Origin of the sequence: Geobacillus sp. DSP4a, from assembly GCF_013096875.1 — a bacterium.
Taxonomy (GTDB): Bacteria; Bacillota; Bacilli; order Bacillales; family Anoxybacillaceae; genus Geobacillus; species Geobacillus thermophilus.
In genome coordinates this window covers 1-24,641 of sequence record NZ_SDLD01000033.1, presented here as the reverse complement: position 1 = coordinate 24,641, position 24,641 = coordinate 1, and the positions used below count along the sequence as shown (strand labels likewise).

The 24,641-nt window shown below is 43.9% G+C and carries 22 protein-coding genes and 2 pseudogenes; 21 read left to right on the top strand and 3 right to left on the bottom strand.

Annotated features, from left to right (window positions below; translation table 11 throughout):
- Positions 1-290: 290 nt before the first annotated feature.
- Positions 291-2,009, bottom strand: a complete 1,719-nt coding sequence (locus ETC02_RS12090) for a M56 family metallopeptidase (RefSeq protein WP_050368150.1) — start codon at positions 2,007-2,009, stop codon at positions 291-293.
- Positions 2,010-2,584: 575 nt separating this feature from the next.
- Between ETC02_RS12090 and ETC02_RS12085 the strand changes: the two genes are divergently transcribed.
- From ETC02_RS12085 to ETC02_RS12070, 4 genes are all read left to right on the top strand, one after another.
- On the top strand, positions 2,585-3,115 hold the full coding sequence (locus ETC02_RS12085) for an IS630 family transposase (protein WP_050368151.1): 531 nt from the start codon (positions 2,585-2,587) through the stop codon (positions 3,113-3,115).
- Entirely contained in the window at positions 3,112-3,336 is a 225-nt protein-coding gene (locus tag ETC02_RS12080; protein WP_049625057.1) for a transposase, read from the top strand. The genes ETC02_RS12085 and ETC02_RS12080 overlap by 4 nt, the downstream gene beginning before the upstream one ends.
- 559 nt (positions 3,337-3,895) lie before the next feature.
- Positions 3,896-4,252, top strand: coding sequence for a hypothetical protein (locus tag ETC02_RS12075; protein WP_225995674.1), 357 nt, complete (start codon positions 3,896-3,898; stop codon positions 4,250-4,252).
- Positions 4,233-4,562 (top strand): Mpo1-like protein, encoded by a 330-nt coding sequence (locus tag ETC02_RS12070; protein WP_050368152.1) that lies wholly within the window; start codon positions 4,233-4,235, stop codon positions 4,560-4,562. The genes ETC02_RS12075 and ETC02_RS12070 overlap by 20 nt, the downstream gene beginning before the upstream one ends.
- A gap of 101 nt (positions 4,563-4,663) precedes the next feature.
- On the opposite strand, the gene ETC02_RS12065 is transcribed toward ETC02_RS12070, so the two are convergent.
- Entirely contained in the window at positions 4,664-5,617 is a 954-nt protein-coding gene (locus ETC02_RS12065) for an Rpn family recombination-promoting nuclease/putative transposase (protein WP_171698290.1), read from the bottom strand.
- Between the two features lie 205 nt (positions 5,618-5,822).
- On the opposite strand from ETC02_RS12065, the gene ETC02_RS12060 reads away from it, so the two are divergent.
- From ETC02_RS12060 to ETC02_RS18400, 11 genes and pseudogenes are all read left to right on the top strand, one after another.
- On the top strand, positions 5,823-6,359 hold the full coding sequence (locus ETC02_RS12060) for an NfeD family protein (protein ID WP_050368154.1): 537 nt from the start codon (positions 5,823-5,825) through the stop codon (positions 6,357-6,359).
- A gap of 21 nt (positions 6,360-6,380) precedes the next feature.
- The gene (locus ETC02_RS12055) at positions 6,381-7,901 is read left to right on the top strand and encodes a flotillin lipid rafts scaffold protein FloT (protein ID WP_044745343.1); all 1,521 of its coding nucleotides are present in this window, start codon (positions 6,381-6,383) and stop codon (positions 7,899-7,901) included.
- A gap of 149 nt (positions 7,902-8,050) precedes the next feature.
- Positions 8,051-8,971 carry a diacylglycerol kinase gene (locus ETC02_RS12050; RefSeq protein WP_015373870.1) on the top strand — a complete coding sequence of 307 codons (921 nt, stop codon included), beginning with the start codon at positions 8,051-8,053 and terminating at the stop codon, positions 8,969-8,971.
- A gap of 76 nt (positions 8,972-9,047) precedes the next feature.
- Positions 9,048-10,421 (top strand): 23S rRNA (uracil(1939)-C(5))-methyltransferase RlmD, encoded by a 1,374-nt coding sequence (rlmD, locus tag ETC02_RS12045; protein ID WP_063210885.1) that lies wholly within the window; start codon positions 9,048-9,050, stop codon positions 10,419-10,421.
- A gap of 344 nt (positions 10,422-10,765) precedes the next feature.
- Positions 10,766-11,134: pseudogene (locus ETC02_RS12040) on the top strand (type I restriction-modification system subunit M N-terminal domain-containing protein); the annotation flags it as partial.
- A 101-nt stretch (positions 11,135-11,235) separates the two neighbouring features.
- The gene (locus tag ETC02_RS12035) at positions 11,236-11,766 is read left to right on the top strand and encodes a helix-turn-helix domain-containing protein (RefSeq protein ID WP_050368156.1); all 531 of its coding nucleotides are present in this window, start codon (positions 11,236-11,238) and stop codon (positions 11,764-11,766) included.
- Between the two features lie 20 nt (positions 11,767-11,786).
- Complete coding sequence (locus tag ETC02_RS12030; RefSeq protein ID WP_253264140.1) at positions 11,787-12,296, top strand: IS630 family transposase; 510 nt, start codon at positions 11,787-11,789, stop codon at positions 12,294-12,296.
- Between the two features lie 264 nt (positions 12,297-12,560).
- On the top strand, positions 12,561-12,851 hold the full coding sequence (locus ETC02_RS12025; protein WP_050368157.1) for a hypothetical protein: 291 nt from the start codon (positions 12,561-12,563) through the stop codon (positions 12,849-12,851).
- A gap of 108 nt (positions 12,852-12,959) precedes the next feature.
- Positions 12,960-15,335, top strand: a complete 2,376-nt coding sequence (gene hsdR / locus ETC02_RS12020; protein WP_253264139.1) for an EcoAI/FtnUII family type I restriction enzme subunit R — start codon at positions 12,960-12,962, stop codon at positions 15,333-15,335.
- A gap of 25 nt (positions 15,336-15,360) precedes the next feature.
- Positions 15,361-16,797 (top strand): type I restriction-modification system subunit M, encoded by a 1,437-nt coding sequence (locus tag ETC02_RS12015; RefSeq protein WP_063210887.1) that lies wholly within the window; start codon positions 15,361-15,363, stop codon positions 16,795-16,797.
- A gap of 2 nt (positions 16,798-16,799) precedes the next feature.
- Positions 16,800-18,437: a restriction endonuclease subunit S gene (locus ETC02_RS18400; RefSeq protein WP_050368159.1), complete on the top strand. Its 1,638-nt coding sequence runs from the start codon at positions 16,800-16,802 to the stop codon at positions 18,435-18,437.
- Between the two features lie 415 nt (positions 18,438-18,852).
- On the opposite strand, the gene ETC02_RS12005 is transcribed toward ETC02_RS18400, so the two are convergent.
- Positions 18,853-19,986: an IS4 family transposase gene (locus ETC02_RS12005; RefSeq protein WP_171698289.1), complete on the bottom strand. Its 1,134-nt coding sequence runs from the start codon at positions 19,984-19,986 to the stop codon at positions 18,853-18,855.
- Between ETC02_RS12005 and ETC02_RS12000 the strand changes: the two genes are divergently transcribed.
- The 6 genes and pseudogenes from ETC02_RS12000 to ETC02_RS11975 all read left to right on the top strand — a co-directional run.
- Positions 19,975-20,397: a 3'-5' exonuclease gene (locus ETC02_RS12000; protein ID WP_050368160.1), complete on the top strand. Its 423-nt coding sequence runs from the start codon at positions 19,975-19,977 to the stop codon at positions 20,395-20,397. The two genes, ETC02_RS12005 and ETC02_RS12000, sit on opposite strands and share 12 nt — an antisense overlap.
- A 188-nt stretch (positions 20,398-20,585) precedes the next feature.
- The gene (locus ETC02_RS11995) at positions 20,586-22,142 is read left to right on the top strand and encodes an ATP-dependent nuclease (protein ID WP_253264138.1); all 1,557 of its coding nucleotides are present in this window, start codon (positions 20,586-20,588) and stop codon (positions 22,140-22,142) included.
- Positions 22,143-22,648: 506 nt separating this feature from the next.
- Entirely contained in the window at positions 22,649-23,041 is a 393-nt protein-coding gene (locus tag ETC02_RS11990) for a hypothetical protein (protein WP_253264137.1), read from the top strand.
- Between the two features lie 271 nt (positions 23,042-23,312).
- Positions 23,313-23,600: pseudogene (locus ETC02_RS11985) on the top strand (type I restriction-modification enzyme R subunit C-terminal domain-containing protein); the annotation flags it as partial.
- A gap of 120 nt (positions 23,601-23,720) precedes the next feature.
- Positions 23,721-23,885: a hypothetical protein gene (locus tag ETC02_RS11980; RefSeq protein ID WP_015373875.1), complete on the top strand. Its 165-nt coding sequence runs from the start codon at positions 23,721-23,723 to the stop codon at positions 23,883-23,885.
- 347 nt (positions 23,886-24,232) lie between these two features.
- The coding region (locus ETC02_RS11975) for an RNA-guided endonuclease TnpB family protein (RefSeq protein ID WP_171698288.1) at positions 24,233-24,641 on the top strand (409 nt) is incomplete at its 3' end.

The window sequence follows — 24,641 nt, the reverse complement described above, 5'->3', positions numbered from 1 at the left end:
GAGTCTGCTCATATTGCGAGAGCTGGCAGGACGACGTGCAGCCGTTGCATGTCCGAGAGTGGGTGCGCCCGCAATACAGGGGGCCCCATGATCCGAATCATCACTTCGCTCGGAATGATGTTGGAGGAAGGGCTTCGTTTGCTGTTGTCACAAGGACCGAATTCCTTGGCTAGAATAGGCGTGCCTACTACGAGCCACAAGGACGTTCGTGCCTCATATGTACAACAGCGAAGTCTCACGAAGGGATCTCAGTTGTCCATGGAGATGAGTAAGTTTGCTCACCTACGGTTTCAATTGGGCAACGACTCTCGGAAGCGGCTGCACCACCATAATTTGATTTTCCTGATGCTCCATTCGGTTTCTGTTGTTTGAAGCGCATGAACACGCCAATACATGGGCGGATGGGGCATAAACTGGAATTCCAAAAATCTAAAAAACCAAGAATCTCTTTCTAAGGAAGAGATTTTTTTGTCCTTTTTATTTGCTTCTTGCTCGTTTTTAAAATCAATGTGGTATCCTACAGACTTTTCCAATGCTCGATCTTGATATTCACACAGGATCGTCAAACTGTTAGCCATTTGAGCATTCCCACCGTCCAACAGCGTTGCTCCTAAATGATCTGCCCGGACTTCCATCCACTGTGTGAATAGAGATTGGAAAGCAGGAAGCAGAAAAATCAAGAGCCATAGGCCGAGAAAAACAAAGATTTGATTATGTTCTAGCCAATTTGGAAAGGCTTCATGGATAAGGAAAACACCAGCAAAAACTAACCCGATCAACGCAAATCGCAATAACTGTCCTATCAAGACATCTCGCTTTTTCACATGAATCGCCTCATGAGCCAAAATGCCTTCAATGGCTTCATGGGGAAGTTTCAGCGTTTCTGAAGTTAACGCTACCAATGATCGACCAATATTCGCACCTATCGCAAAACCGTTATATTCGGCCGATTCCGTAACATAAATATCAACATGAGAAAGGCCGGCACGTGAAAAGACTTTCTCGATGATGGGCAGCAAATCGGGATCGTCTATTTTCCTCATATCTAAAGCGATTTTCAATACGCGATCCGAAATCCATAGATTGAATATCCAAAATAGTATAATAACAGCGGTTGTTGCGATCGGCCCGATCCCCAGCAAAGTAAACAGTGTGAGAAGGGCTGCATAAGCTCCCACCCCTTTCACCGTTGCTGCAAAATACCATTTTCCTAAAAGTCGTTTCCAATTTTTTGGATGATAAAAAGGCTTTACTTCGAACTCTTCCATTTTATGTATTTCTCCTTTAAGGAGAAAATCCATCGATTCTAATGGATCAGGGGTGAGATAAACTTTTTCACCGGAAAAAGATAACTTCCACGTTTTCCCCATGCTGGTCGTATAGTCGATATTAGGAGAGAACAAAGAAAAAAGCTGGAATAGTTGCAACACATCCGGCCTTGTCTGAACGCTTACTTCTGAAAGTTCCTTCAATGGATATTTTTTGGTTTCAAACAAAGATACAGCATATAATGCTTCTTCGTGTTCTGCGTAAAAAAGGCGGAGAGAGCGAAGCAGTCCCACTCTTTTTGTCAGCCCAACAAAAAGAGAGATGAAGCTATATAAAAGGATGAACGTAATCGCGGAATTCGGCCCGAAAAGGAAATAAAGAACAGCAATGACGATGAAAAATCCGGAAAATAACAAATCCGCTAATAGGCGCTCTTTATTTTTAGACAAGACTATTTCTCTCGCACCTTGTTCCTTTAGTTGATCGATGATCTCTTTCAATTGGGTTTTGCTTCTTTCCGGTACCGGAGAGCTAAAAAAGCTAAATCCAAATATAAAAAAAATGGGCACCGTTTTTATAAACCCTTGATCTAAGAACACATAGACGATCCATCCGATTCCGAGTATCGCAGTGAGGATATGTACATATAAAGAAGGACACCATTTTTTAAAAAAGTATGCCAAGAAACCGAGAAAAAAGCCGACTGCAGCAGTCCAAATCGATATAGTCACATCTGGCATCTGTTGCTCCCCCTGTCTAGTTGAAAAAGTGCAAGAAAACCCCCTAGTCATTATTTATCACTTAAGTAAATCCACTAACACCCATTGGTAACGAAATTCGTCCATTCTACATGTAGGTGGTTGACAATGGCATGTTGTTGAACGTTCATGAACGTTTTTCTCCAATATTGGTTCTTTTTTCAATTGACATTATAGCAGGGACAGGTTCGTTTTGTATATCTTTTTCTTTTTTCACTCCACTGCGCTTGTTGGGGAACATGAATATGACCTACAATATTTTCCTCACATGTAACGGATAACGATCATTCATGTAGGAGAGGAACCGTATGATTAAGAGACCCGTTTTTGTATGACTCATGTTGTTGTCTTCCGCATGATTCGTGATTTACGCTTACGAAAGCGAGCGGTCAGTGTCCTGGTATGTTCGTTACATGAATGGATCAGCAGATTGTTGCTGATGTTTTGACCATTCATTGTATATACATGCTCATTGAAAAGTTAACCTTCGCATAAGCGGTGCCCACTCCGGTTATACTGTCCCTAAGGAAAAGTATGGAAAAGGAGCGGAATTCTGCATGAAACGTCTCAAAATCACCAACGATCACGGATGGACACCTCGGACACTTCGCAAACAGGAACGGAAAATCAAAAACACCCTTCTTCGCCAACGGGTGATGGCCGTTCGCCTCGTCATGGAAGGCTATTCGGGCAAAGAAGCGGCCTCCATGGTCAACGTGTGCCGACAAACCGTTTCCCATTATGTGTCGCTGTTCAACGAAGGCGGCCTTGAACTCCTGCTTCATCGGGATTTCGCCCCCGGGCGGGAGCCGTTTCTCACCGAAGAACAGCAGGAAAAGATCAAACAGCTTGTGTTGACCACCACTCCCGCCGAACTGGGGCGGGATGTGGCTTCGGCGTGGAACACCAAACTCCTGCAATCCTATGTCGCAAAGCAATTCGGTGTTTCCATTTCCCGCGAAGCGTTGCGAAAACTCCTGCACCGCAAAGGGCTGTCGTGGACACGACCGACGTACACACTGGCGAAAGGAAATCCGGATGAGCAAAAGCAATTTGAAAAACAAATGGATCTGATAAAAAAAACTTGATCACCAAGGAGACAGAAGATGCCGTTCTTCTGTACATCGATGAAACCCATATCCGCTCTTACCATGTCTTGCGGTCCACATGGTCGGAAGTCGGCCGCCAAAAACAAGTGCCGACGTTCGGCCATCATGCCCACGTATCGCGGTTTGGCGCGGTCAACATCCACGATGGCGAAACGGTGCTTCATCAAACGACTGCCGCGCCAATGCCGCGACGTTCTTGAATTTCTTGAGAATGCTCAAAGAGCGCGATCCAGACCGTCTCATCGTCTTGGTGTTGGATCACGCCCGCATTCAGCTTGTGGAAATGGCTGAAAGACACCGTGATCGCCAATGTGTTTCACAAACATCGAAACGATATCGTCCAGGCCATTGCTCGGTTTGCGGACGACATCCACGAACGTCCGCAGGAAGTGCTGCAACGCTTAGGGTGTGCAGGATGACTGAGAAGTTAACTCTTCATGTTGCATGTATATAGAAATTAGGTATTGATTCTCAAGTGCTAAACATAACAAAAGCGAACTGACTGCAGCTGAGCGGGCATGATCCCAAAAATGGAGGAGATCCCGTTCTAAGAGTTACGTCCTTCTGTGTTCCCACACTCTTTCCCGCAACTTGAAAACACAATTCATTATGAAGGGGAGCTTTGTGGGTGCAGGCCAAATGTGTGTTGAACTTGAGCAGCCGCTCCCTCACAGAGGAAGGGAACATCGTTCTAACAGGAAGGAACTCTTTTGGTTCTCATCGAATATGGCCATTATGACGGATGAAAAGGGATTTGAAATGGGCCCGAGTGCGCCGCTATGGATGTCCGTGTTGTACTACATTATGTGCATGGCCACCTTGATTGTCGGTGTGGCGATGCTAGTGAAAGGAACGGTTCGCCGCTTGTATTCGCTCGTTGCGGTGATCGCAGTGCCGCTCTTTTTTCTGAACAATTTTCACACGATCGCCAGGGTCGGCGTCGATCCGTTCGCCTACTGGCAGCAATCCCTCATCGAAGGGCAATGGTGGGCGTGGCTGTCGCTTGTGCTGTTTCTGTACATGATCGGGTACTGGGTGCTGCTCGTTCGCGGCATTCGTGGGCGGCGCGCCGCATCCATCAAAGGGGGAAAGGGAGATGGAATTCCGCGATTATGAAGAGTTTTGGCCATTTTATTTGACTCAGCACCGCAAACGGGCGACAAGGCGCTGGCATTTTGTCGGAACGAGCTTCGTGTTTTTGTTTGTGATCATTGCGATCGTGACGAGGAATGCGTGGTGGCTGCTCGGCGCTCCAGTGGCCGCCTATGCGCTCGCCTGGTTCAGCCACTTTTTCATTGAAGGAAACAAGCCCGCCACCTTCGGCCATCCGTTTTGGTCGCTTCGGGCCGATTTTCGCATGTACGGGCTCATGCTTACGGGGCAGCTTGGGCGGGAGTTGGAGCGGCTGGGGATTTCAGAGGAATAAAGCGAAGAACGATGAAAAGACCTTCTCCCTGAAGATGTTCCAAAGTTTGGAGAAATGGGGGGCGGCAACCCGAATGATTCAGGGAGAAGGGGTTTGCCTTCTCATGGCTTCAATTGTTCAATCGTTTCCAGCGGCAGTCCGGTCAGTTCATGGATCGTGTCAGCATCAAATCCTTTTGCCAACATTCGTTTCGCAACATCCAACTTTGCTTTCTCCATTCCTTTCTCTATTCCTTTTTCCATTCCTTTTTCCGTGAAAATACATGCGCCTTCAGCGGTCATTTTCATCCCCGGGTGGAGGGCAAAACGTTGTCCATGGATCTTTTCCATGCCTTTCTGTTCGTATGACACGATAAGTTCCATGACTTTGGCAGCCTCCTTCTCCTCCATGGTCTTCACCTCATCTCGCAGTCGGACTTCTTCTTCCTCCGATAACCGCAAATACGTTTCGAAAAAGCCGAACAACAGACGCTGTCTCGCCTCATCGAGCTCGAGGCGGGCGAGCATGCGCAAAAATTCCTTTTTCACTTCCACCTTCTCCTCTTCATTATACCCCATTTTGCTTAACAGGGCGGCAGCGACCGGGTTGTCATGGCGGATGTATGTGCGCCATGGGAGTTTGGACAATTCCACCGTCAAAAAACGGAAATCGAGAACGGTCAAAAACGGAAACGAAACGGTGAATGAAGATGGTTCATCGCGGATGGCATCATAGCTGAAGATGGCGATCGGAAGAATGCGGCGGCGGTGTTTTTGAAACAAGCGGCTGAAATAAATGAACATTCGCTCTGAAAACGAGGATTGGATGTAGCTTTGATGTTCGATGTGGACGACGATCAGTCCATCTTCTCCTCTCAGCTTCGTCTCGACCAATAAATCGACTCGATGTTTTTCACCCGCGGTGACATCGGTCAGCACTTCTTCTGATAAAAAGGAAAGGTAGTGAAAGTCAATCTGTTCGTGTACGTGAGGAAAGAAGAGGAGAACAAATTCTTCAAAAAAGGTGCTCAACAACTCTTTAAACAGCCGATCGTGGTCAATGCGCGTTTCTGACATGGTCTCCCTCCCGATATGTTTTTAGATTCGCATAGCTTGATTCGCCTTGCACTATGCAAAATCCTGCCGGTCTCCCTGCATTTTTTCTGCTGTTAGAAGAAGGAAATCAGGGAGGATTGTCGAATTTTGATGACATTGGAAAAATGATGAAACCAACGGCTGCCTTCGCCGTATGTATAAGCGAAGGGGAAAGGAGGGAGGGGAGTTGTTCAGCCATTCGCCTGAAGTTGTGTACGGATGGGTGCTTGTCGTCAGTGCGTTGTTGACGGTTTTGTATTTTTTCTTCAGCGATGTGCTTGACGGTTTGTTCGATGTGGCTGATCATCCGCTGTTTAGCCCGCAGCTCATTTTATCGTTTTTCATTGTTGGCAGCGCGGTCGGATTGCTGGCGGAATGGTACACAGACTGGGCATCGAGCTTGGTTCTGTGGCTTGCCATCGGTGTGGCGCTTGTTGCTGTGTTGCTGTTGCACTTTTTCGTTTTTTTGCCGCTCCGTTCGGCTGAGGCGTCACTTGGATATACGGACGCCGATTTGGAGGGAACGCTCGCCAAAGTGATCGTCCCGGTGCCGCCTGATGGGTTTGGTGAAATTCTCATCTCCCGCAAAAGCGGGGCGGTGGCGAAACCAGCGAAAAGCCTCCATCGCGAGGAAATCGCTGCGGGGGAAGAAGTCGTCATCGTGCAAATGGAAAACGGCATCGCTGTAGTGGCGAAGCGCGATCCGTATCATGCTTTGATTTAAACAGAGAAAGGGGAAAAAGTGATGACTATTGCGCCATGGCTTGTCGTGATCGGCGTCGTCGTCTTGCTTCTTGTCGGCCTTATTGCCATTTTTATCGCCCGCTACCGCACCGTCGGGCCGGATGAGGCGCTCATTGTGACGGGCAGCTACTTAGGAAGCAAAAACGTTCATGTCGATGAATCGGGAAACAAAATCAAAATCGTCCGCGGCGGCGGCACGTTCGTCGTGCCGATTTTCCAACAGGCTGAGCCGCTGAGCCTATTGTCGATCAAGCTTGACGTGCAAACGCCCGAGGTGTACACCGAACAAGGCGTGCCCGTGATGGCGGATGGGGTGGCAATCATTAAAGTCGGCAGCTCAATCGGCGAAATCGCGACCGCGGCCGAGCAGTTTTTAGGGAAAACAAGACAAGATATGGAAAATGAAGCGCGGGAAGTGTTGGAAGGCCACCTTCGCTCCATTCTCGGATCGATGACGGTGGAGGAAATTTACAAAAACCGCGACAAGTTTTCGCAAGAAGTGCAGCGTGTCGCGTCGCAAGATTTGGCGAAAATGGGGCTCGTCATCGTCTCGTTTACGATCAAAGACGTGCGCGACAAAAACGGCTACCTTGATGCACTCGGGAAACCGCGCATCGCCCAAGTGAAGCGCGACGCCGACATCGCAACAGCCGAGGCGGAAAAAGAGACGCGCATCAAGCGCGCCGAAGCGGACAAGGAAGCGCGCAAAGCCGAGCTCGAGCGGCTGACGGAAATCGCCGAAGCGGAGAAAATCAACCAACTGAAGCTCGCCGAGTTCCGCCGCGAACAAGACATCGCCAAAGCGCGCGCCGACCAGGCGTATCATTTGGAGGAAGCGAAGGCGAAACAAGAAGTGATGGCCCAACAAATGCAAATCAAAATCATCGAGCGGCAAAAACAAATCGAGCTCGAAGAAAAAGAAATTTTGCGCCGCGAGCGCCAATACGACTCGGAAGTGAAGAAAAAAGCCGATGCCGAGCGCTATGCGATCGAACAAAAAGCGGCGGCGGAAAAGGCGAAACAAATCGCCGAAGCCGATGCGCAAAAGTACCGCGTCGAAACGCTGGCGAAAGCGGAAGCGGAGCGCGTCCGACTCGACGGGTTGGCAAAAGCCGAGGCGGAGAAAGCGAAAGGGGAAGCGGAAGCGGAAATCATCCGACTGAAAGGCCTCGCCGAAGCGGAAGCGAAACAAAAGATCGCCGAAGCGTTCGAGCGCTATGGCCAGGCTGCGGTGCTCGACATGATCATCAAGATGCTTCCGGAGTATGCGAAACAAGTGGCGAGCCCGCTTGCGAACATCGAGAAGCTGACGATCGTCGACACCGGCTCAGGAGCGGGAGGCGGCGCCAACCGCGTCACGGGCTATGCGACGAACTTAATGGCGAGCTTGCAGGAGACGTTGAAAGCGTCGACCGGCATCGATGTGAAGCAGCTGCTTGAGAGCATCGCCCAGGGTGGAGCGGCCCATGTCCAGCCGCTCGGTGCGCCAGCATCGTCCCAAGAGGCGAAGACAACAGAATGATGCCTATCCTCCCACAGCGCCCTTCGCTTGAACCCGAGGGCGCTGTTTCTCGCCGCCTTGTTCACGACATTCGTCGGAGTTGCGCATGAAGCGTTGTTTCGTTATGATGGGAACGGGTGGAATGGAAAAAAGGAAGTAGGTTGAGAATAATGAAACGAGCTCGAATCATTTATAACCCGACATCAGGGCGGGAGCTGTTTAAGCGCCATTTGCCTGATGTGCTCGTGCGGTTGGAAAAGGCGGGCTATGAAACGTCGTGCCACGCCACCGAAGGGCCGGGGGATGCGACGGAAGCAGCGCGCCAGGCCGTCCTGCGGGAATTTGATCTCGTTGTCGCCGCAGGGGGCGACGGAACGATCAATGAAGTCGTCAACGGCATCGCCGATCAGCCGCATCGGCCGACACTGGGCGTCATTCCCGTTGGGACGACGAACGATTTCGCCCGCGCCATCGGCGTGCCCCGTTCGATTGAAGGGGCGTGCGACGTGATCGCCACGGGCGAGCCCGTCCCGATTGACATCGGCTGTGTGACAAACGAAGACAAAACGCGCTATTTCATCAACATCGCGGGCGGCGGGCGCCTGACCGAGCTCACCTACGAAGTGCCGAGCAAGCTGAAAACGATGCTTGGCCAGCTCGCCTATTACTTGAAAGGGATCGAGATGTTGCCGTCCATCAAGGCGACCGAAGCGCAAATCGAGTATGACGGCAAACTGTTCGAAGGCGAGATTATGATGTTTTTGGTTTCGCTCACGAACTCGGTCGGCGGGTTTGAAAAACTGGCACCCGATTCATCATTGAATGACGGCCTGTTCGATTTTATCATCGTCAAGAAAACGAACTTGGCCGAATTCATCCGCCTTGTCACCCTCGCGGCGCGCGGCGAGCACATCAACGACCCACACGTCATTTACACGAAAGCGAACCGGGTGAAAGTGCACTCGCCGATGCAGCTGAACTTAGACGGCGAATTCGGCGGCATGCTTCCAGGGGAGTTCGTCAATTTGCGCCGCCATATTGACGTATTGATGCCAAAAGAAAAGGCAGAACAAGTGAGAACAGGAAGATAAGCCTGTTCTTTTCTTATGCCTTTCCCCTATAAAGGGCACGCTACATATACAGAGGAACGGCAGAAAGGAGAACGACATGACGAAGCAGCAACCACCAGTCGCCAAAAACGAGTATTATGACGTCACATTCACCGATTTGACCCACGACGGGCTCGGGGTGGCGAAAGTCGACGGTTTTCCGTTGTTTGTGAAACACGCGCTTCCCGGCGAGCGGGCGAAGGTGAAAGCGATCAAAGTGAAAAAAGGGTATGGGTACGGCCGCCTCGTGGAGCTGTACGAACCAAGCCCCGACCGCGTTGAGCCGCCGTGCCCCGTCTATCGCCAATGCGGCGGCTGCCAGCTGCAACACCTCAGCTACGAAGGCCAGCTGAAAGCGAAGGAAAAGCAGGTGAAAGAAGTGCTCGCCCGCATCGGCAAGCTAGAAGGCGTCACCGTCCATCCCGTCATCGGGATGAAGAACCCATGGCGGTATCGAAACAAGGCGCAAGTGCCCGTTGGCGAGCGCGAAGGGGGCTTGGTGGCGGGCTTTTACAAGGAGCGGACGCATGAAATCATCGATATGGACGCCTGCCTCATCCAGCAAGAGGCGAACGATGTCGTCGTCCAGGCCGTGAAGCGCATCGCCGAGCGCTATGGTATTCCCCCATACGACGAAGCTACGCACAAGGGCGTTCTTCGCCATATTGTCGCCCGCTACGGCGCGGCAACAGGCGAGGTGATGGTCGTTCTCGTCACCCGCACGGACTATCTGCCTCACGAACAGGACATTGTCCGTGACATCGTCCGCGCCATTCCGGGCGTGAAATCGATCGTGCAAAACGTCAACCCCGAGCGGACGAACGTCATTTTCGGCGCCAAAACGCGGGTGTTATGGGGAAGCGAGTTCATCACCGACCGCATCGGCGGCATTCAATTCGCCATCTCGGCCCGCTCGTTTTACCAAGTCAACCCCGAACAGACGAAAGTGCTGTATGACAAAGCGCTCGAATACGCGGAGTTGACCGGGCGGGAGACGGTGATCGACGCCTACTGCGGCATCGGCACGATCTCGCTCTTTTTGGCGCGTAAAGCGAAACACGTCTACGGCGTCGAAATCGTCCCCGAAGCGATCGAAGACGCCAAGCGCAACGCCAAACTCAACGGCATCCAAAACGTCACCTTCGAAGTCGGCGCCGCCGAAGACGTCATCCCGCGTTGGTATCAAGAAGGCATCCGCGCCGACTGCTTGGTCGTTGACCCGCCGCGCAAAGGCTGTGACGCCGCGCTGCTTGAGACGATCATCGCCATGAAACCGCCGCGCGTCGTCTACGTCTCGTGCAACCCGGCGACGCTCGCCCGCGACTTGCGCATCCTAGAAGACGGCGGCTACGAAACGATCGAAGTCCAGCCAGTGGACATGTTTCCGCACACGGCGCATGTGGAGTGTGTGGCGAAAATTCGGTTGAGATAAGACAACGGGCCGGTGGATCCGGCCTTGTTGTTTGCAGTCGAATTGGGCAAACGGCCATGACGACACGAATGACATGATAAAGATTTCATCCGCCTGCAAAACTGGGGGCTGGATGAGATCCATCCTATTGAGAATCCACAACACTTGCAAGTGTTCCTCGAACGGTTATGGTGAACGATTCCCTCTTCATAACAAAGCACAGTGGGAGTTTCTTTGTTCCACAAAGAAAGACATTCTCCGTCTTCCTGAGCGTCAACCGGCATAAAACGTATTTTTCTTCCCCTTTTTGTATCGAAAACCGTATATAATAGAGATTGGAAATCACAAGGAGGTACATAGAAGCCATGCTCACAGGCGAATTGCGCCATAAAGTCGATAAAATATGGGAAACGTTTTGGACAGGCGGCATTACGAACCCGCTGACGGTTATTGAGCAGTTTACATACCTTTTGTTTATTAAAGGTCTTGATGAAGTGGAAACGAAAAATGAACAAGAGGCTGTTCTGTTAGGTATTGATTTTGAATGAATCTTTCCTGAAGATAAACAACACTTGCGTTGGAGCAAGTTTAAAAATCCAGAAGATTCACAAATGTATGGAATCATATCTAAGGAAGTATTCCCTTTTATTAAGAGCTTGCATGGTAATAAAAATTCTGCATATGCCAAGTATATGGGAGATGCGATTTTTATGATTCCTACGCCGCAAATGCTTTCTATATACATGCTCATTGAAAAGTTAACCTTCGCATAAGCGGTGCCCACTCTGGTTATACTGCTCCTAAGGAAAAGCATGGGAAAGGAGCGGAATTCTGCATGAAACGTCTCAACATCACCGACAACCATGGATGGACGCCCCGGAAACTCCGCAAGCAGGAACGGAAGATCAAAAACGCTCATCTCCGCCAACGTGTGATGGCCGTCCGCCTGGTCATGGAAGGCTATTTGGGCAAAGACGTGGCCTCCATGGTCAACGTGTGCCGCCAAACCGTTTCTCATTATGTGTCGCTGTTTAACGAAGGGGGCCTGGAACTCCTGCTTCATCGGGATTTTGCCCCTGGGCGAGAGCCGTTTCTCACCGAAGAACAGCAGGAAGAGATCAAACACCTTGTGTTGACCACGACACCCGCGGAGCTAGGCTGGGACATCGCTTCGGCGTGGAATACGAAGATCCTTCAATCCTATGTACACCACCATTATGGCATCTCCATGTCCCGCGAAGCCTTGCGAAAACTCTTGCATCGAAAAGGGCTTTCGTGGACCCGGCCGACTTACACGTTGGCGAAAGGAGATCCGGATCGGCAAAAACACTTCGAAAAACAAATGGATCTAATAAAAAAAACTTAATCAATCCAGATTCCGTCCTGTTGTACATCGATGAAACGCATATCCGATCGTATCATGTGTTGCGTACGACATGGTCAGAGGTTGGCCGTCAAAAGCAAGTGCCGACGTTCGGCCATCATGCTCACGTATCGCTGTTTGACGCCGTTAACGTCCATGATGGCGAAACAGTTCTTTATCAAGCAGGAGCGGCCAATGCGACAACGTTTTTGGATTTCCTGCGGGTTCTCAAAGAGCGTTACCCGGATCGTCTCATCGTCTTGGTGCTGGATAACGCCCGAATTCATCATGCCAAAATGGTGAGAGAGTTTTTGCGGGAAGAAGGACGGAGTTTTCACTTCATTTACCTTCCTCCTCCGTATTCTCCGCAACTGAACCCGATCGAACGCTTGTGGAAATGGCTGAAAGACACTGTCATTGCCAATGTGTTTCACAAAGATCAAAACGATATCTCCCAAGCCATTGCCCGGTTTGTGGACTACATCCATGAACGCCCGAAGGAAGTGCTACAACGCCTAGGGTGTGCAGTGTAATCCAGAAGTTAACTTTTCAAGGTGCATCTATCCTGAAAATACCCGAACTCCAAAATGTGTAAAGTTGTAAAATTCAACATAGAGGTCTTTTCATCCTTCCGATGGTGACGAAATTTTTTTGTCATGGGAGTCTATATAGAAAAAACGAGTGCATAGCACTTATTAACCATATATATACTGAAATACCTTCCTTTGGAATACGATTCCGAAGGCTAGGTGGGCTCCGTTTTTTATCTTAAATGGTGTTTTCAGGATAGACACTATATGTCAAAATATCTTGGTGCCTTACTTTATGAAGGAGACTACTACAAGATTAACAAAGCGAGAATTCGAATTAATCAAAGCAGTCTCACAAAAAAAGAGAAAGAACAGCTCATTGAGTTTTTGAAATATGTTTCACGACACGGTATTGAGTCAGCAAAACAGAAGTATACCCGCTACTACTTCCGCAAATTCCTCACTCAATTAAAAGCCCTCAAAATTAACCCTATTCTAATCTCTAAAAATAGGAAATATTTTCCATCGTTTATGAAAAATCCATTTTGTTTGTATTGATTACAGTTAAAAGAAAGAAAAACATCTAAACTATATTAAAATGTTTGGTAAAATGAGTTTAAAGACACTTGACAAAAAGTAATAAAGATGAAATGGAGGGGATTTTTATTGAAAAAGAGTGGTTATACAGAAAGGGATATTTGTACCAAGTTTATCACGCCAGCCTTGGTTAAGGCAGGCTGGGATTTACATAAACAAATACGGGAAGAGGTTACGTTTACTGCAGGGCGTATTGTAGTCAAGGGAAAGATGCATACTCGTAAAAAGGCAAAGAGAGCGGATTATATTTTGTACTATAAGCCACATCTTCCGCTTGCAATTATTGAAGCAAAAGATGATAAGCATTCCGTTGGTGACGGGATGCAACAGGCACTGGAATATGCTAAGATTTTAGATATTCCATTTGTTTTTAGTTCAAATGGAAAGGCATTTCTTTTTCACGACAGAACAGGTCAAAGCCATCTCATTGAAAAAGAAATACCTATGGATCAATTTCCATCTCCTCAAGAGTTGTGGAAGCGGTACAAACGATGGAAAGGAATCACGGAAAGAGAAGAAAAGATTATTACTCAAGATTATTTTGTGGATCCAAGTGGTAAAGCTCCTCGATACTATCAAAGAATTGCTATTAACCGAACTGTGGAAGCGATTGCTAAAGGACAAAATCGCATTTTACTTGTTCTTGCTACAGGAACAGGTAAGACGTTGACTGCTTTTCAAATCATTTGGAGATTATGGAAGTCCAAAATGAAAAAGCGTATTTTGTTTCTTGCGGATCGAAATATCTTAGTGGATCAAACGATGGCAAATGATTTTAAACACTTTGGAGACAAAATGACGAAAATAAAAAATAGAAAAGTAGATAAATCTTATGAGATTTACCTTGCCCTTTATCAAGGAGTGTCTGGGTCTGAAGATTGGAAGAATATTTATAAGGAATTCTCTCCTGATTTCTTTGACTTAATTATTGTCGATGAATGTCACCGTGGAAGTGCCAGAGAAGACTCGGCATGGCGAGAGATTCTAGAGTATTTTTCTCCTGCGACACAAATCGGTCTTACTGCTACTCCAAAAGAAACAAAAGACGTGTCTAATATTCATTATTTTGGAGAACCAATTTATACCTATAGTTTAAAGCAAGGAATTGAAGACGGTTTTCTTGCTCCTTACAAGGTAATTAGATACACCATTGATAAAGATGTGGAAGGTTGGCGACCATCCAAGGGAATGAAAGATAAATACGGACAAGTGATTGAAGACCGTATATATAATGTAAAAGATTTTGATCGCAATCTTGTATTAGAAGAACGTACTAAAATAGTCGCAAAAAAAATAACAGAGTATCTGAAAAAGACAGATCGCTATCAGAAAACAATTGTTTTTTGTAACAATATTGAACATGCCGAGCGGATGAGGCAGGCATTAGCGAATGAAAATAGCGATTTAGTTGCCAAAAACCACAAATATGTTATGCGAATTACAGGAGACAACGAGGAAGGAAAGGCAGAACTTGATAACTTTATTGATCCTGCAAGTACTTACCCAGTCATAGCAGTTACGTCAAAACTGATGACGACGGGGGTAGATGCACAAACATGCAAGCTTATTGTTCTTGATGCAAATATTAATTCTATGACCGAATTTAAGCAAATAATCGGAAGAGGTACTCGTGTAAATGAAGAGTACAATAAATTTTCTTTTACAATCATGGACTTTCGGGGAGTAACGAATTTATTTGCTGACCCTGCATTCGACGGAGATCCTGTTCAGATATATGAATCAAAAGATGGGGATTCTCTAATTCCTCCAGATGTAGAGGAAGATGATAGTGATAATGACAATGACATTTCGTCAGTTTCTCCTATTGATTTTGTAGGGGAAGGGGAGAATATGAACGGAGAAACTGAAGGGGAAAACGGAGTGAAAACATATTACGTAAACAACGTTAAAGTACAAGTCATTAACGAACGTGTTCAATATTACAGTGAAGATGGTAAACTTATTACGGAGTCCTTAAAGGATTACACTAGAAAGACAATCAAGAAAGAATATGCTTCTTTGGATGAGTTTTTGCAAAAATGGAATAGTGCAGAACGTAAGCAAGCTATTATTGAAGAGCTGTTAGAACAAGGTATTTTATTAGATGAGCTTCAGGAAGAAGTAGGCAGGGATTATGACCCATTTGATTTAATTTGTCATGTAGCGTTTGATATGAAACCTTTAACACGCAAAGAAAGAGCTATGAATGTGAAGAAAAGAAACTACTTCGCAAAGTATGGTGATAAAGCCAGAGCGGTGCTTGAAGCTTTACTCGATAAGTACGCTGATCAAGGGATTGAGAATATCGAAAGCATGGAAGTGCTTAAACTGCCTCCGTTTGACCAATTTGGCTCACTTGTAGAGATTGTGAAAAGTTTTGGTGGGAAGCAACAGTACTTGAAAGCGATTAGAGAATTAGAACAACAAATTTATACATCAGCTTAGAATCCAATAACAGAGGAGGAGCACCATGAGCATAGCAAATATAGTCAAATCGATTCAAGACATTATGCGCCAAGACGTAGGAGTGGACGGAGATGCGCAACGTATTGCCCAACTTGTATGGATGATTTTCTTGAAGATTTTTGATGACAAGGAAGTAGAATTAGAACTCCAAGATGATAATTATGTTTCTCCAATTCCAGAGGAGTACCGTTGGCGAAACTGGGCAGCGGATGACGAGGGAATGACAGGAGACGAATTGTTGGAGTTTGTAAATAACAAATTATTCCCTGCACTTAAGGAACTTTCTGATGTAGAGGAAAATACAAGAGGATATATTGTTAAAGAAGTTTTCCAAGACAGCTATAACTATATGAAATCAGGAACATTGATGCGTCAAGTTATCAATAAAATCAATGAAATTGATTTCAATAAGTCTGAAGACCGACACTTGTTTAATGATTTTTACGAAACTTTTTTACGAGATTTACAAAGCGCTGGAAACGCAGGGGAGTATTATACACCTCGTGCAGTTACACAATTTATGGTGGAGATGGTAAATCCGAAAATCGGAGAAAAAGTATTAGATCCTGCATGTGGGACTGGTGGGTTTTTAACAAGTGCGTTAGCTCATTTAAAGAAGCAAGCCGATACAGTAGAAAAACTTCAAATTCTTCAAGAATCACTTTTAGGTATCGAAAAAAAGCCGTTACCACATATTTTAAGTGTGACAAACTTAATTTTACATGATATAGAGATTCCTAAAATACGCCGTGATAATTCTTTATCCCGCCCTTTAAGAGACTATGGAGCAAAGGACAAAGTAGATGTTATCGTGACAAATCCTCCATTTGGCGGGATTGAGGAAGAAGGGATTCAGGCTAACTTCCCTGCAAGCTTTCGCACAAAAGAGACAGCGGATTTGTTTATGGTTTTGATTCTAACATTATTGAAAGATGGTGGACGGGCTGCCGTTGTTCTTCCTGACGGATTCTTGTTTGGTGAAGGTGTAAAGACGAGAATTAAAGAAAAACTATTAGAAGAATGTAACCTTCATACTATTGTACGACTGCCAAACGGTGTTTTTGCGCCGTATACACCTATTCGCACGAATCTACTGTTCTTTACCAAAGGAGAACCAACAAAAGAGATTTGGTATTACGAACATCCATATCCAGAGGGACAAAAATCTTACAGCAAGACAAAGCCGATTCGAATTGAAGAGTTCGAGCGAGAAAAAGCATGGTGGAACAATAGAGAAGAAAATGAATATGCGTGGAAGGTTTCCATCGAAGAGGTAAAGGCGAGAGGTTACAATTTGGATATTAAAAACCCTCATTCCGAGGAAGATCAGCTTTTAGATCCGACTGTTGCTTTGCAAAAGTATCAAGAATCTCTTGAGCGAGTAAAAGAAATAAAGCAAAGATTGGTAGAAGAACTATCTGCAATCGTGAAAGGAGTATAGACGTGGAAGCATTATTACAACATTTTCACGAGGCAGTTACAACCGAGCAAGATGTTGAAGAATTGAAGAAGCTTATCTTGAAATTAGCGGTGAGAGGTAAATTAGTGGAACAAGATCCCAATGATGAACCTGCATCGGAATTATTGAAGAAGATCGAGAAGGAAAAAGAAAGGTTAATTGCTGAAAAAAAAATCAAGAAATCAAAGGTACCTCAAGCTATAGCAAACGATGAAATTCCATACGAACTTCCAAAAGGGTGGGTGTGGGTAAAATGTGTAGAAATATTTTATACTCTCTCTACAAAAAACTCACTAAAAAGCAAAGATTATCTTGAAGAAGGTAAGTACCCGATTATAGATCAGGGGAAGAAATTTATTGCAGGATACACGAATAATGAAGAAGCAGTGATAAAAATAGAATATCCTATAACTGTCTTCGGCGACCATACAAAAGAGGTTAAATTCGTTGATTTTGATTTTGTTCCAGGAGCAGATGGTACAAAACTATTATGCCCTTTTGCTCCGATATACCCTAAATATTTTTATTGGGTAATAAGAAGTTATGAGTTAGATGATAGAGGATATGGGCGTCATTTCAAATTGTTGAAGGAACAACTATTTCCTCTACCTCCAGTAAATGAACAAATACGTATTGTAGAGAAAATAGAAGCATTATACCAAAAGTGTGATGAATTATTAGAAGAAATTGTTAAGAAACAAACGGCATCAGAGGTATTGAACAAAAGTGTCTTTACAAGAATCCAGGACTACAATAATTCTTTGCAAATGGAAGACTTGCAGTTTGCTATTGAAAACATGGAGTACCTTTGTAATACGAAAGAGGATATTGACCTATTACGGCACAGTATATTAATCCTTGCTGTGCAAGGAAAATTGGTTAGACAAAATCCAGACGATGAGCCTGCTTCTGTATTGTTGCAGAGAATAAAAGAAGAGAAAGAACGGCTAATTGCCGAAAAAAAAATCAAAAAGGAAAAACCACTGCCGCCGATTACATCCGATGAAATTCCTTATGCACTGCCAAATGGTTGGGAATGGGAAAGAATTGGGAATCTTAGCAAGGTTGTTGAGTATGGAACTTCGCACAAGGCTACAGAAGTCAATGTGGGTGTTCCTGTGTTGCGAATGAATAATATAAAAGGAGGTAAAGTGGTATACGATGATTTGAAGTATGTTGAAAAATCTATTGAAGATTTACCAAGGCTCTACTTGAAAAAAGGGGATATTTTATTTAACCGTACAAATAGTTATGAGTTAGTGGGGAAAAGCGGTTGCTACTTAGGGAATGATGATGAATACACTTTTGCATCTTATTTGATTAGGGTAAGTTTATTTAAAGAATATCTAATTCCAGAATATGTAAATTATTTTATAAATTCACCTGTTTGTAGAACAACCCAAATTGAACCACATATTACTCAACAAAATGGACAGGCGAACTTTAATGGAACAAAACTCAAGAGGATATTAATTCCAATACCTCCAAAAGAAGAGCAGAAAAGAATTGTTACAAGATTGAATAATTTTATGGAGCTTTGTGATGAGTTAGAGAAGCGAATTTCAAAGAAAATCGAGGCAAACAGTATTCTTATGAGTTCTATAATACAACGAGTACTATGAAGAATAGAGAAGATATGAATGAATAGAAAAAGAGCCGCTTTCGGCTCTTTTGTTGTTTCATCGCTTATATTTGTTCATGAAATCAATCAATGCTTGTGCAACGAGGTGCTGTAGTTGATATTGGGGATAGTTATCTTCGCAGAATTTGCTAAATTCCTCGTAAATTTCGCTGTTCATTTTAATGCTTTTATTTACAAAATTGGCGTTGCTTCGGTATACCCGCTCATCGAGAAGAAGAAAGGAAGATGATTTGTAATTTTGTATCAGCGCCTTTAGTGTGTCGAAGTTTTCTTGTATAAATGATAATACTTCTGAATCACCGTATTTCCTTTTTATGTTTTCCTCCTCTTCATCACGTATAAAGCGGTAATACTTTCTGTCGGATTGATGATAGAAGTAATCTCACGAGTGTTGATTATCCAAAATTATACATACGCCTTCCATAAATTTGGGCATACTCAAACAAAGCAGCGGCCATCCCGGATTTCCAATCGAGAGGAAGCTGCCCAGAGAAAAAACGGCGAACGAACGAAATGAAGGAAAGAGAGACGTTCGTCTGTTTTTTGATTTGATCATACAGCCATCGCAGCAACACATACGCGATGAACGCCGCAAACAGTTGGTTGTATACCGCATTTTCCGTCGTGCCAAACAAGGTCGGAACATTCAGATATTGCTTCACCCAACGGAAAAAGACCTCAACAGTCCAACGTTGTTGGTACATGTCGGCAATGGTTTCCGCAGACGCATGGAAGAGGTTCGTCACGACCCGAATGTCGCGGCCATTCGCATCTCGAAAGATCACCACCCGGTGACGCTTGGTGGAGCGGTATTGTTTCGTTCCCAACTGGCACGTGAAGTCGGCTTGAACCGATGAGGATGTGCTGGAAAGGCGTTTCAAGCTTTTTTTCTGATGAAGTTCGATGTTGTCCTTCATCCGAATGACAAAGAGCTGATGCTGCTCCACAAATCGATCGAGGCGTTCGATTTTGAAATACGCCCGGTCTTCCACCAGCACTTGTTGAGCGTTCGTCAACTGTTCTCCCACCGGGCCATCGTGACGCAGCCCGGTCGTTTCCACCACGTCTGCCGGCAACGAGGATTCCGGCGAATACGCGACGTGCAGCTTCACTCCGGCGCGTTCGCCGTGATACGGCGCCCATGGCAGGCGGTTTTTCCCGACTGTGACGGTCGTCGAATCCACCACCCGAAGCGGTTTAGGAAACCGAAGCGAACGGCGGGTTTGGCGGTTGCACTTGGAAATGATCAACGCCAACAAGCGTTTCATGATGTCATAGGGAACTTCTTTCGCTTTCTTGGATACAGTTGAATAATGGAATCGCGGCAATCCATACAGAGGCCCCACATCGGCTCCGTGGCGAAAGCTTTTCCATTGATGCATGGCGGCCAGCAGGAAGAAGTGAATCAACTCGCGCAACGTAAAGGTTCGAGACGAATCACGATACCCAACCGCTTTGGCAATCCGTTGAATCTCTTCATCCGAAACAAGTTTTTGCATCAAATTCGGGAGTGTGGTATGCTTGTTCATAGAGAGCACCTCCTGGGTTTGTTTGTGTCGCTACTCACATTCTACAGGAAAGGTGCTCTTTTTTCTATACCCTTTGGATTTTATTGGATAATCAACACGCCTGATTTAATTAATGACCTTAAAATTCCTGAAGAAAAAACAAGCACAATCAGAACTATTCATAAGGCAAAAGGGGCAGAGTTTGAGTCAGTTCTTGTATTTTTAGATAAAATTGAATTATTAAAATTATTTCTTAATCCAGATATTAATAGTAATGAAGATGACATCAGAATATTGTATGTTGCTTTAAGTCGTGCCAAGGACTTTTTATTTATTGCTACTCCGCCCTTGACAGCAACCCAAAGGCATCAACTTGAAGAATTAGGGATGAAAATGGTATCAAAAACGGTTCGTGAGGAACAGTTGACTTAGAGGACAAGCAGCATTATAAAAGGGTAAAAGTAGAGGAATGTGAAAGAAGAAATATATTGATGAAGGTGGAGTTTTATAAAAGTAGGAAACAGCTCTATAAAGGATAACTTACAATATTTCTTTTAACCATTATGTTAAATACAGGTTGTTTTTCGACTTGAGATAGTAGGATGTGAGGTGAAGATAATTTGGAAAAGACATTACATATTGAAATTGAAAATATTAGGGGAATTTCCAAAATGACTATAGATATGCCTCTTGGTATAGATGTATATGCTATAACAGGGGTTAATGGATCAGGGAAAAGCACATTGATGATGGCTGTTGCTCCTAAAATTAAAAGACCTGTAACATTTGCGATGTTTAAGAATGGTGATTACGATAGTACTTCTTCTATCAAGTATCAGATTGAGGATAAATATGAAGTATGGAAACCAATAAATGGGAACTGGTGTTTAGTTGAAAATAATGGGCAGATTGATTTAGAGGGATTTCAAGAAGGCAGTATTACAAGAGGGACTCGTTTTTGGAATACCACATATCATTCATATAAACGGTTATTACATATAGATAAAAGTGACTTAGTTGAAGCAGATAAATTTATATCAGAGAGCTTAAGTCAAATACTTCATGGTGATATTTACCATTACCCAAAACTATATAGAATTGATAGGAGAAAGGCTAAGGAAAAGTATAATTTTGATGGAGTTCCGTATTTTCTTAGTAATGAAAGAGGAACTATTTCACAATTCTCTATGAGTACAGGGGAGTGCCTGTTAATTAACTTGCTTCACTTGTTATATAACTTGGTAATAAGGACGAATAATAAAAAACACAAGTTGATATTAATTGATGAGATCGAATTAGCACTGCATCCATCAGCAATAAAACGTCTTATTAAATTTATGAAGAATCTTGCAAAAAAATATAATTTAACAGTGTATTTTGCAACGCATTCCATTGAAATAATTCGTGACTTAGATGTTAACAATCTGTTCTATCTTGAGAAAGGGGCAAATAACATCGTTACGTGCAAAACGCCATGTTACCCTGCATATATCACAAGAGATATATATATGCACGATAGACATGATGTTATTATTTTAGTGGAAGATGATTTAGCATGGAATATTGTTGAGAGATTTCTTAAAAACATCGATGCCAAGAGAAATAAACTCATCAAGGTACTTCCAGTAGGTGGATATGAAAATATTTTAGAATTACATAATAACTTGTTGAAGGAGCGTATACTTGGAAGCAAAGTAAAACTTCTAAGCATCATTGATGGGGATGTAAAGCAAGCTGCAGAAAAGAAACTAATTGAAAAGAAGCGAAACGGACAATGGACTCATATTGATAAAAATGACGTTTTGTTTTTGCCAATTGAGAGCTTAGAAAAATATTTAAAAACAAAACTTTTTGATAACCCAGATCAAAATCTAATGAGAGAAATTAGAGATAATTTATTTGAAAATGAAACAAAGATAGACTGGTTTCTTAATGAATACAGAAAGAACATTGAGAATGCCAAAAAGGAGGATTTGAAAAAAAACGGGGTTGCAAAAGATGACAAAGATTATTTTGTGAATGGTAAAGTTCTCTTTAATGTACTCATTTCTGAGGCTAAGAAAAATAATTGGAATGAGAGTAACTTCCGAAAGGAACTTTGTGAACTTATTTTGAGATATGATAGCTTCAAGTCTTTTGAAGATAAGTTATCTAAAATCCTAAAAAAGAGACTATAACAAGGGTAAGTTTACTTAGAAGTAAGTGATTTTTAGAAGAGGTTTATGATGGGGATTACGGTGGTTTATCTCCTAAAGAAGATCTTTTCTCTTAAACCTTATGCCTATACTTATGTAGATCCAAAATAAAAATTTGGGATTTAAAGTAGAATCTTGTGGAAGTTAAAAAATAAATTTGATAAGCGTGTGAAAAAAGGCGAGAGTGGAAAGGAAAAACCTTTACACAAAATTTTATACATCATCTTGGGAAAGAAACAGTAACAGTAACATTTCAAAAGATAAATGATAGTATATGGAAAATTAGCGATGCATGGGTAAATAAGAAATAAATAGAATATTATTTGAAAGGTTATGATGTACAATGGATTTAGATAAGTTAGAGAGAATTATAAAAAATGAAAAATGGGAAGAACTTATAGGTTTTTTTTGATGCTATTAATGAAGATTATTTAAAAACAGTTGAGAAATATGATCTTTTCAGAATTTCTTTTTACACTTGGTATGTTATGGCTGAATGGGGAAGATTATCACCAAAATTAGAAAAATGTTTAAACCAAGCAGAAAATATATTACTAGATGCCTTTAAAATAGCAACTGAGAAATATTCAAATGACGGAGATTATTTGTGGTTTTATGGTTATTTAATTAGTGTTTTTCCGGAACACTTTGTATCAGTATATTCTGATTATTTAAAAGCAGAAAATACAGGAAAACAAATGTTAAATGTGGCTTCACAAATGCAATATACTTTAGCAATTATTTTTAATGAAAAGTTTTCGGAAAAAGATGTTTTGGAAAGTGGGAAAAAAGACTTAGAAAACATATTTGATAAAAGTACAGAAGTATATAATTATTTTATTAAAATGATAGAACTGATAGAGTCTGAGAATAAAAAATAGAATATTTCAAATAGAAAAATATATAATGTTTCTGTTAAAGCAAAGTTATAAGCGTTCATCTTGAATTCATAGGAGGTAAAATTAAAATACTCCCTTATTTCCGTGAAAATCCCACGTTGGTGAGTGGTGATTTTCATGCCCGAGTGGAGGGCAAACCATTGCCCATGGATCTTTTCCGTGAAAATCCCCACCACTGGGTGAGTGCGGTATACGCTCCTGATCCGGGTGGGTATACTGAAAATGGCCAAAAAAGGCAATAGGAAAGCAGAGAAAGCTCGTCCGCCAAATCGTCGGCCTTGACCCGCAGGCCGCCAATGAAGCGTTTTCCGAATTTTTATCAAGCGAGCGGTTGAACATCCAACAAAGCCGTTTTGTCAAATTGATCATCGATTACTTTGTGAAAAACGGAGTCATGGACAAGCGGGTGCTGCAGGAAGAACCGTTTAAAACCGTCGGCAGCATTGTTGAACTCTTTCAAGACAACATGGATGACGCGCGGAAGATTATTCGCATTATCGATGAGATTAACCGAAATTCGGAAGAAATTGCGGGGGCGTGAGCGATGGGCGGCATCAACCGGGAAGAGGTTCTATTGGGGATGGATGAATCACGGCCATGATGGCACGGATGGAAAAACGCTGTCTTTCCTAGGGGCAGTGCACGATAAGGAGCGCTGAACGTGAGCATTTCGTCTCTCATTTTGCTTTTGTTGGTCATGTCGATCGTGTTGTTCGTGTATGGTGTTGTCCAAAAGAGCAAAGCCGCGAAACGGATCGCCTTTGGCCTCTTCGTCGCATCGGTCGGATTGGCCGGTTTTGTCGTGTTTCTCATCGGCTATATGTAACAACAGCCAAAGCCGAACACGCTGTTCTGTGTGTTCGGCTTTGCGTTTGCGGCGATTCAGATGGGGATCATTGGGGGAGATGGGGCTCGCGCTCAAGGCCTCAAGGACTGGCATTAGGGGACCGTTCGAGGCGGATTTCTCTGTCTTGCCTCATCTATCATTTTTGGGCTTCAAAGTTATTTTTAACATCTTTCCGAAAGAAGTCTCCCACTTCTAAACGAAGTGAAAGTGGGAGATGAATTTCGGTTAGGTATAGCCTAAAATTGTCTCTTTTTTGTGTATTACAATATAATCAGTTATAGAAAAAATATATCGAAAATCAAGGTATGAAGTGATGTGGTGTCGATATGGCAAACAAAGCCTATCAGTTCCGTCTATACCCAACAAAAGAACAAGAACAACTGCTCGCCAAAACCTTCGGTTGTGTCCGTTTCGTGTATAACAAAATGCTTGAAGAGCGCATACAAATGTTTGAAAAGTTCAAGGACGATCAAGAATCCTTGAAACAGCAAACATGTCCGACCCCTGCCAAGTACAAAAAGGAGTTTCCTTGGCTAAAAGAAGTGGACAGCCTTGCGCTGGCAAACGCCCAATTGAATTTGCAGAAAGCATTTCAACACTTCTTTTCTGGCCGCGCTGGATTTCCCAAGTTCAAAAACCGCAAGGCGAAACAGTCGTACACCACAAATATGGTAAATGGCAACATCAAGCTTTCAGATGGCTATATCAAGCTGCCCAAACTGAAATGGATCAAGC

Coding starts and splice junctions, on each gene's coding strand:
- ETC02_RS12090 (WP_050368150.1), bottom strand. CDS start 2,009: ATGCCAGATGTGACTATATCGATTTGGACTGCTGCAGTCGGCTTTTTT.
- ETC02_RS12085 (WP_050368151.1), top strand. CDS start 2,585: ATGAAACGTCTCAAAATCACCAACGATCACGGATGGACACCTCGGACA.
- ETC02_RS12075 (WP_225995674.1), top strand. CDS start 3,896: ATGGGCCCGAGTGCGCCGCTATGGATGTCCGTGTTGTACTACATTATG.
- ETC02_RS12070 (WP_050368152.1), top strand. CDS start 4,233: ATGGAATTCCGCGATTATGAAGAGTTTTGGCCATTTTATTTGACTCAG.
- ETC02_RS12065 (WP_171698290.1), bottom strand. CDS start 5,617: ATGTCAGAAACGCGCATTGACCACGATCGGCTGTTTAAAGAGTTGTTG.
- ETC02_RS12055 (WP_044745343.1), top strand. CDS start 6,381: ATGACTATTGCGCCATGGCTTGTCGTGATCGGCGTCGTCGTCTTGCTT.
- ETC02_RS12050 (WP_015373870.1), top strand. CDS start 8,051: ATGAAACGAGCTCGAATCATTTATAACCCGACATCAGGGCGGGAGCTG.
- rlmD (WP_063210885.1), top strand. CDS start 9,048: ATGACGAAGCAGCAACCACCAGTCGCCAAAAACGAGTATTATGACGTC.
- ETC02_RS12035 (WP_050368156.1), top strand. CDS start 11,236: ATGAAACGTCTCAACATCACCGACAACCATGGATGGACGCCCCGGAAA.
- ETC02_RS12025 (WP_050368157.1), top strand. CDS start 12,561: ATGTCAAAATATCTTGGTGCCTTACTTTATGAAGGAGACTACTACAAG.
- ETC02_RS12015 (WP_063210887.1), top strand. CDS start 15,361: ATGAGCATAGCAAATATAGTCAAATCGATTCAAGACATTATGCGCCAA.
- ETC02_RS12000 (WP_050368160.1), top strand. CDS start 19,975: ATGCTTGTTCATAGAGAGCACCTCCTGGGTTTGTTTGTGTCGCTACTC.
- ETC02_RS12005 (WP_171698289.1), bottom strand. CDS start 19,986: ATGAACAAGCATACCACACTCCCGAATTTGATGCAAAAACTTGTTTCG.
- ETC02_RS11990 (WP_253264137.1), top strand. CDS start 22,649: ATGGCTGAATGGGGAAGATTATCACCAAAATTAGAAAAATGTTTAAAC.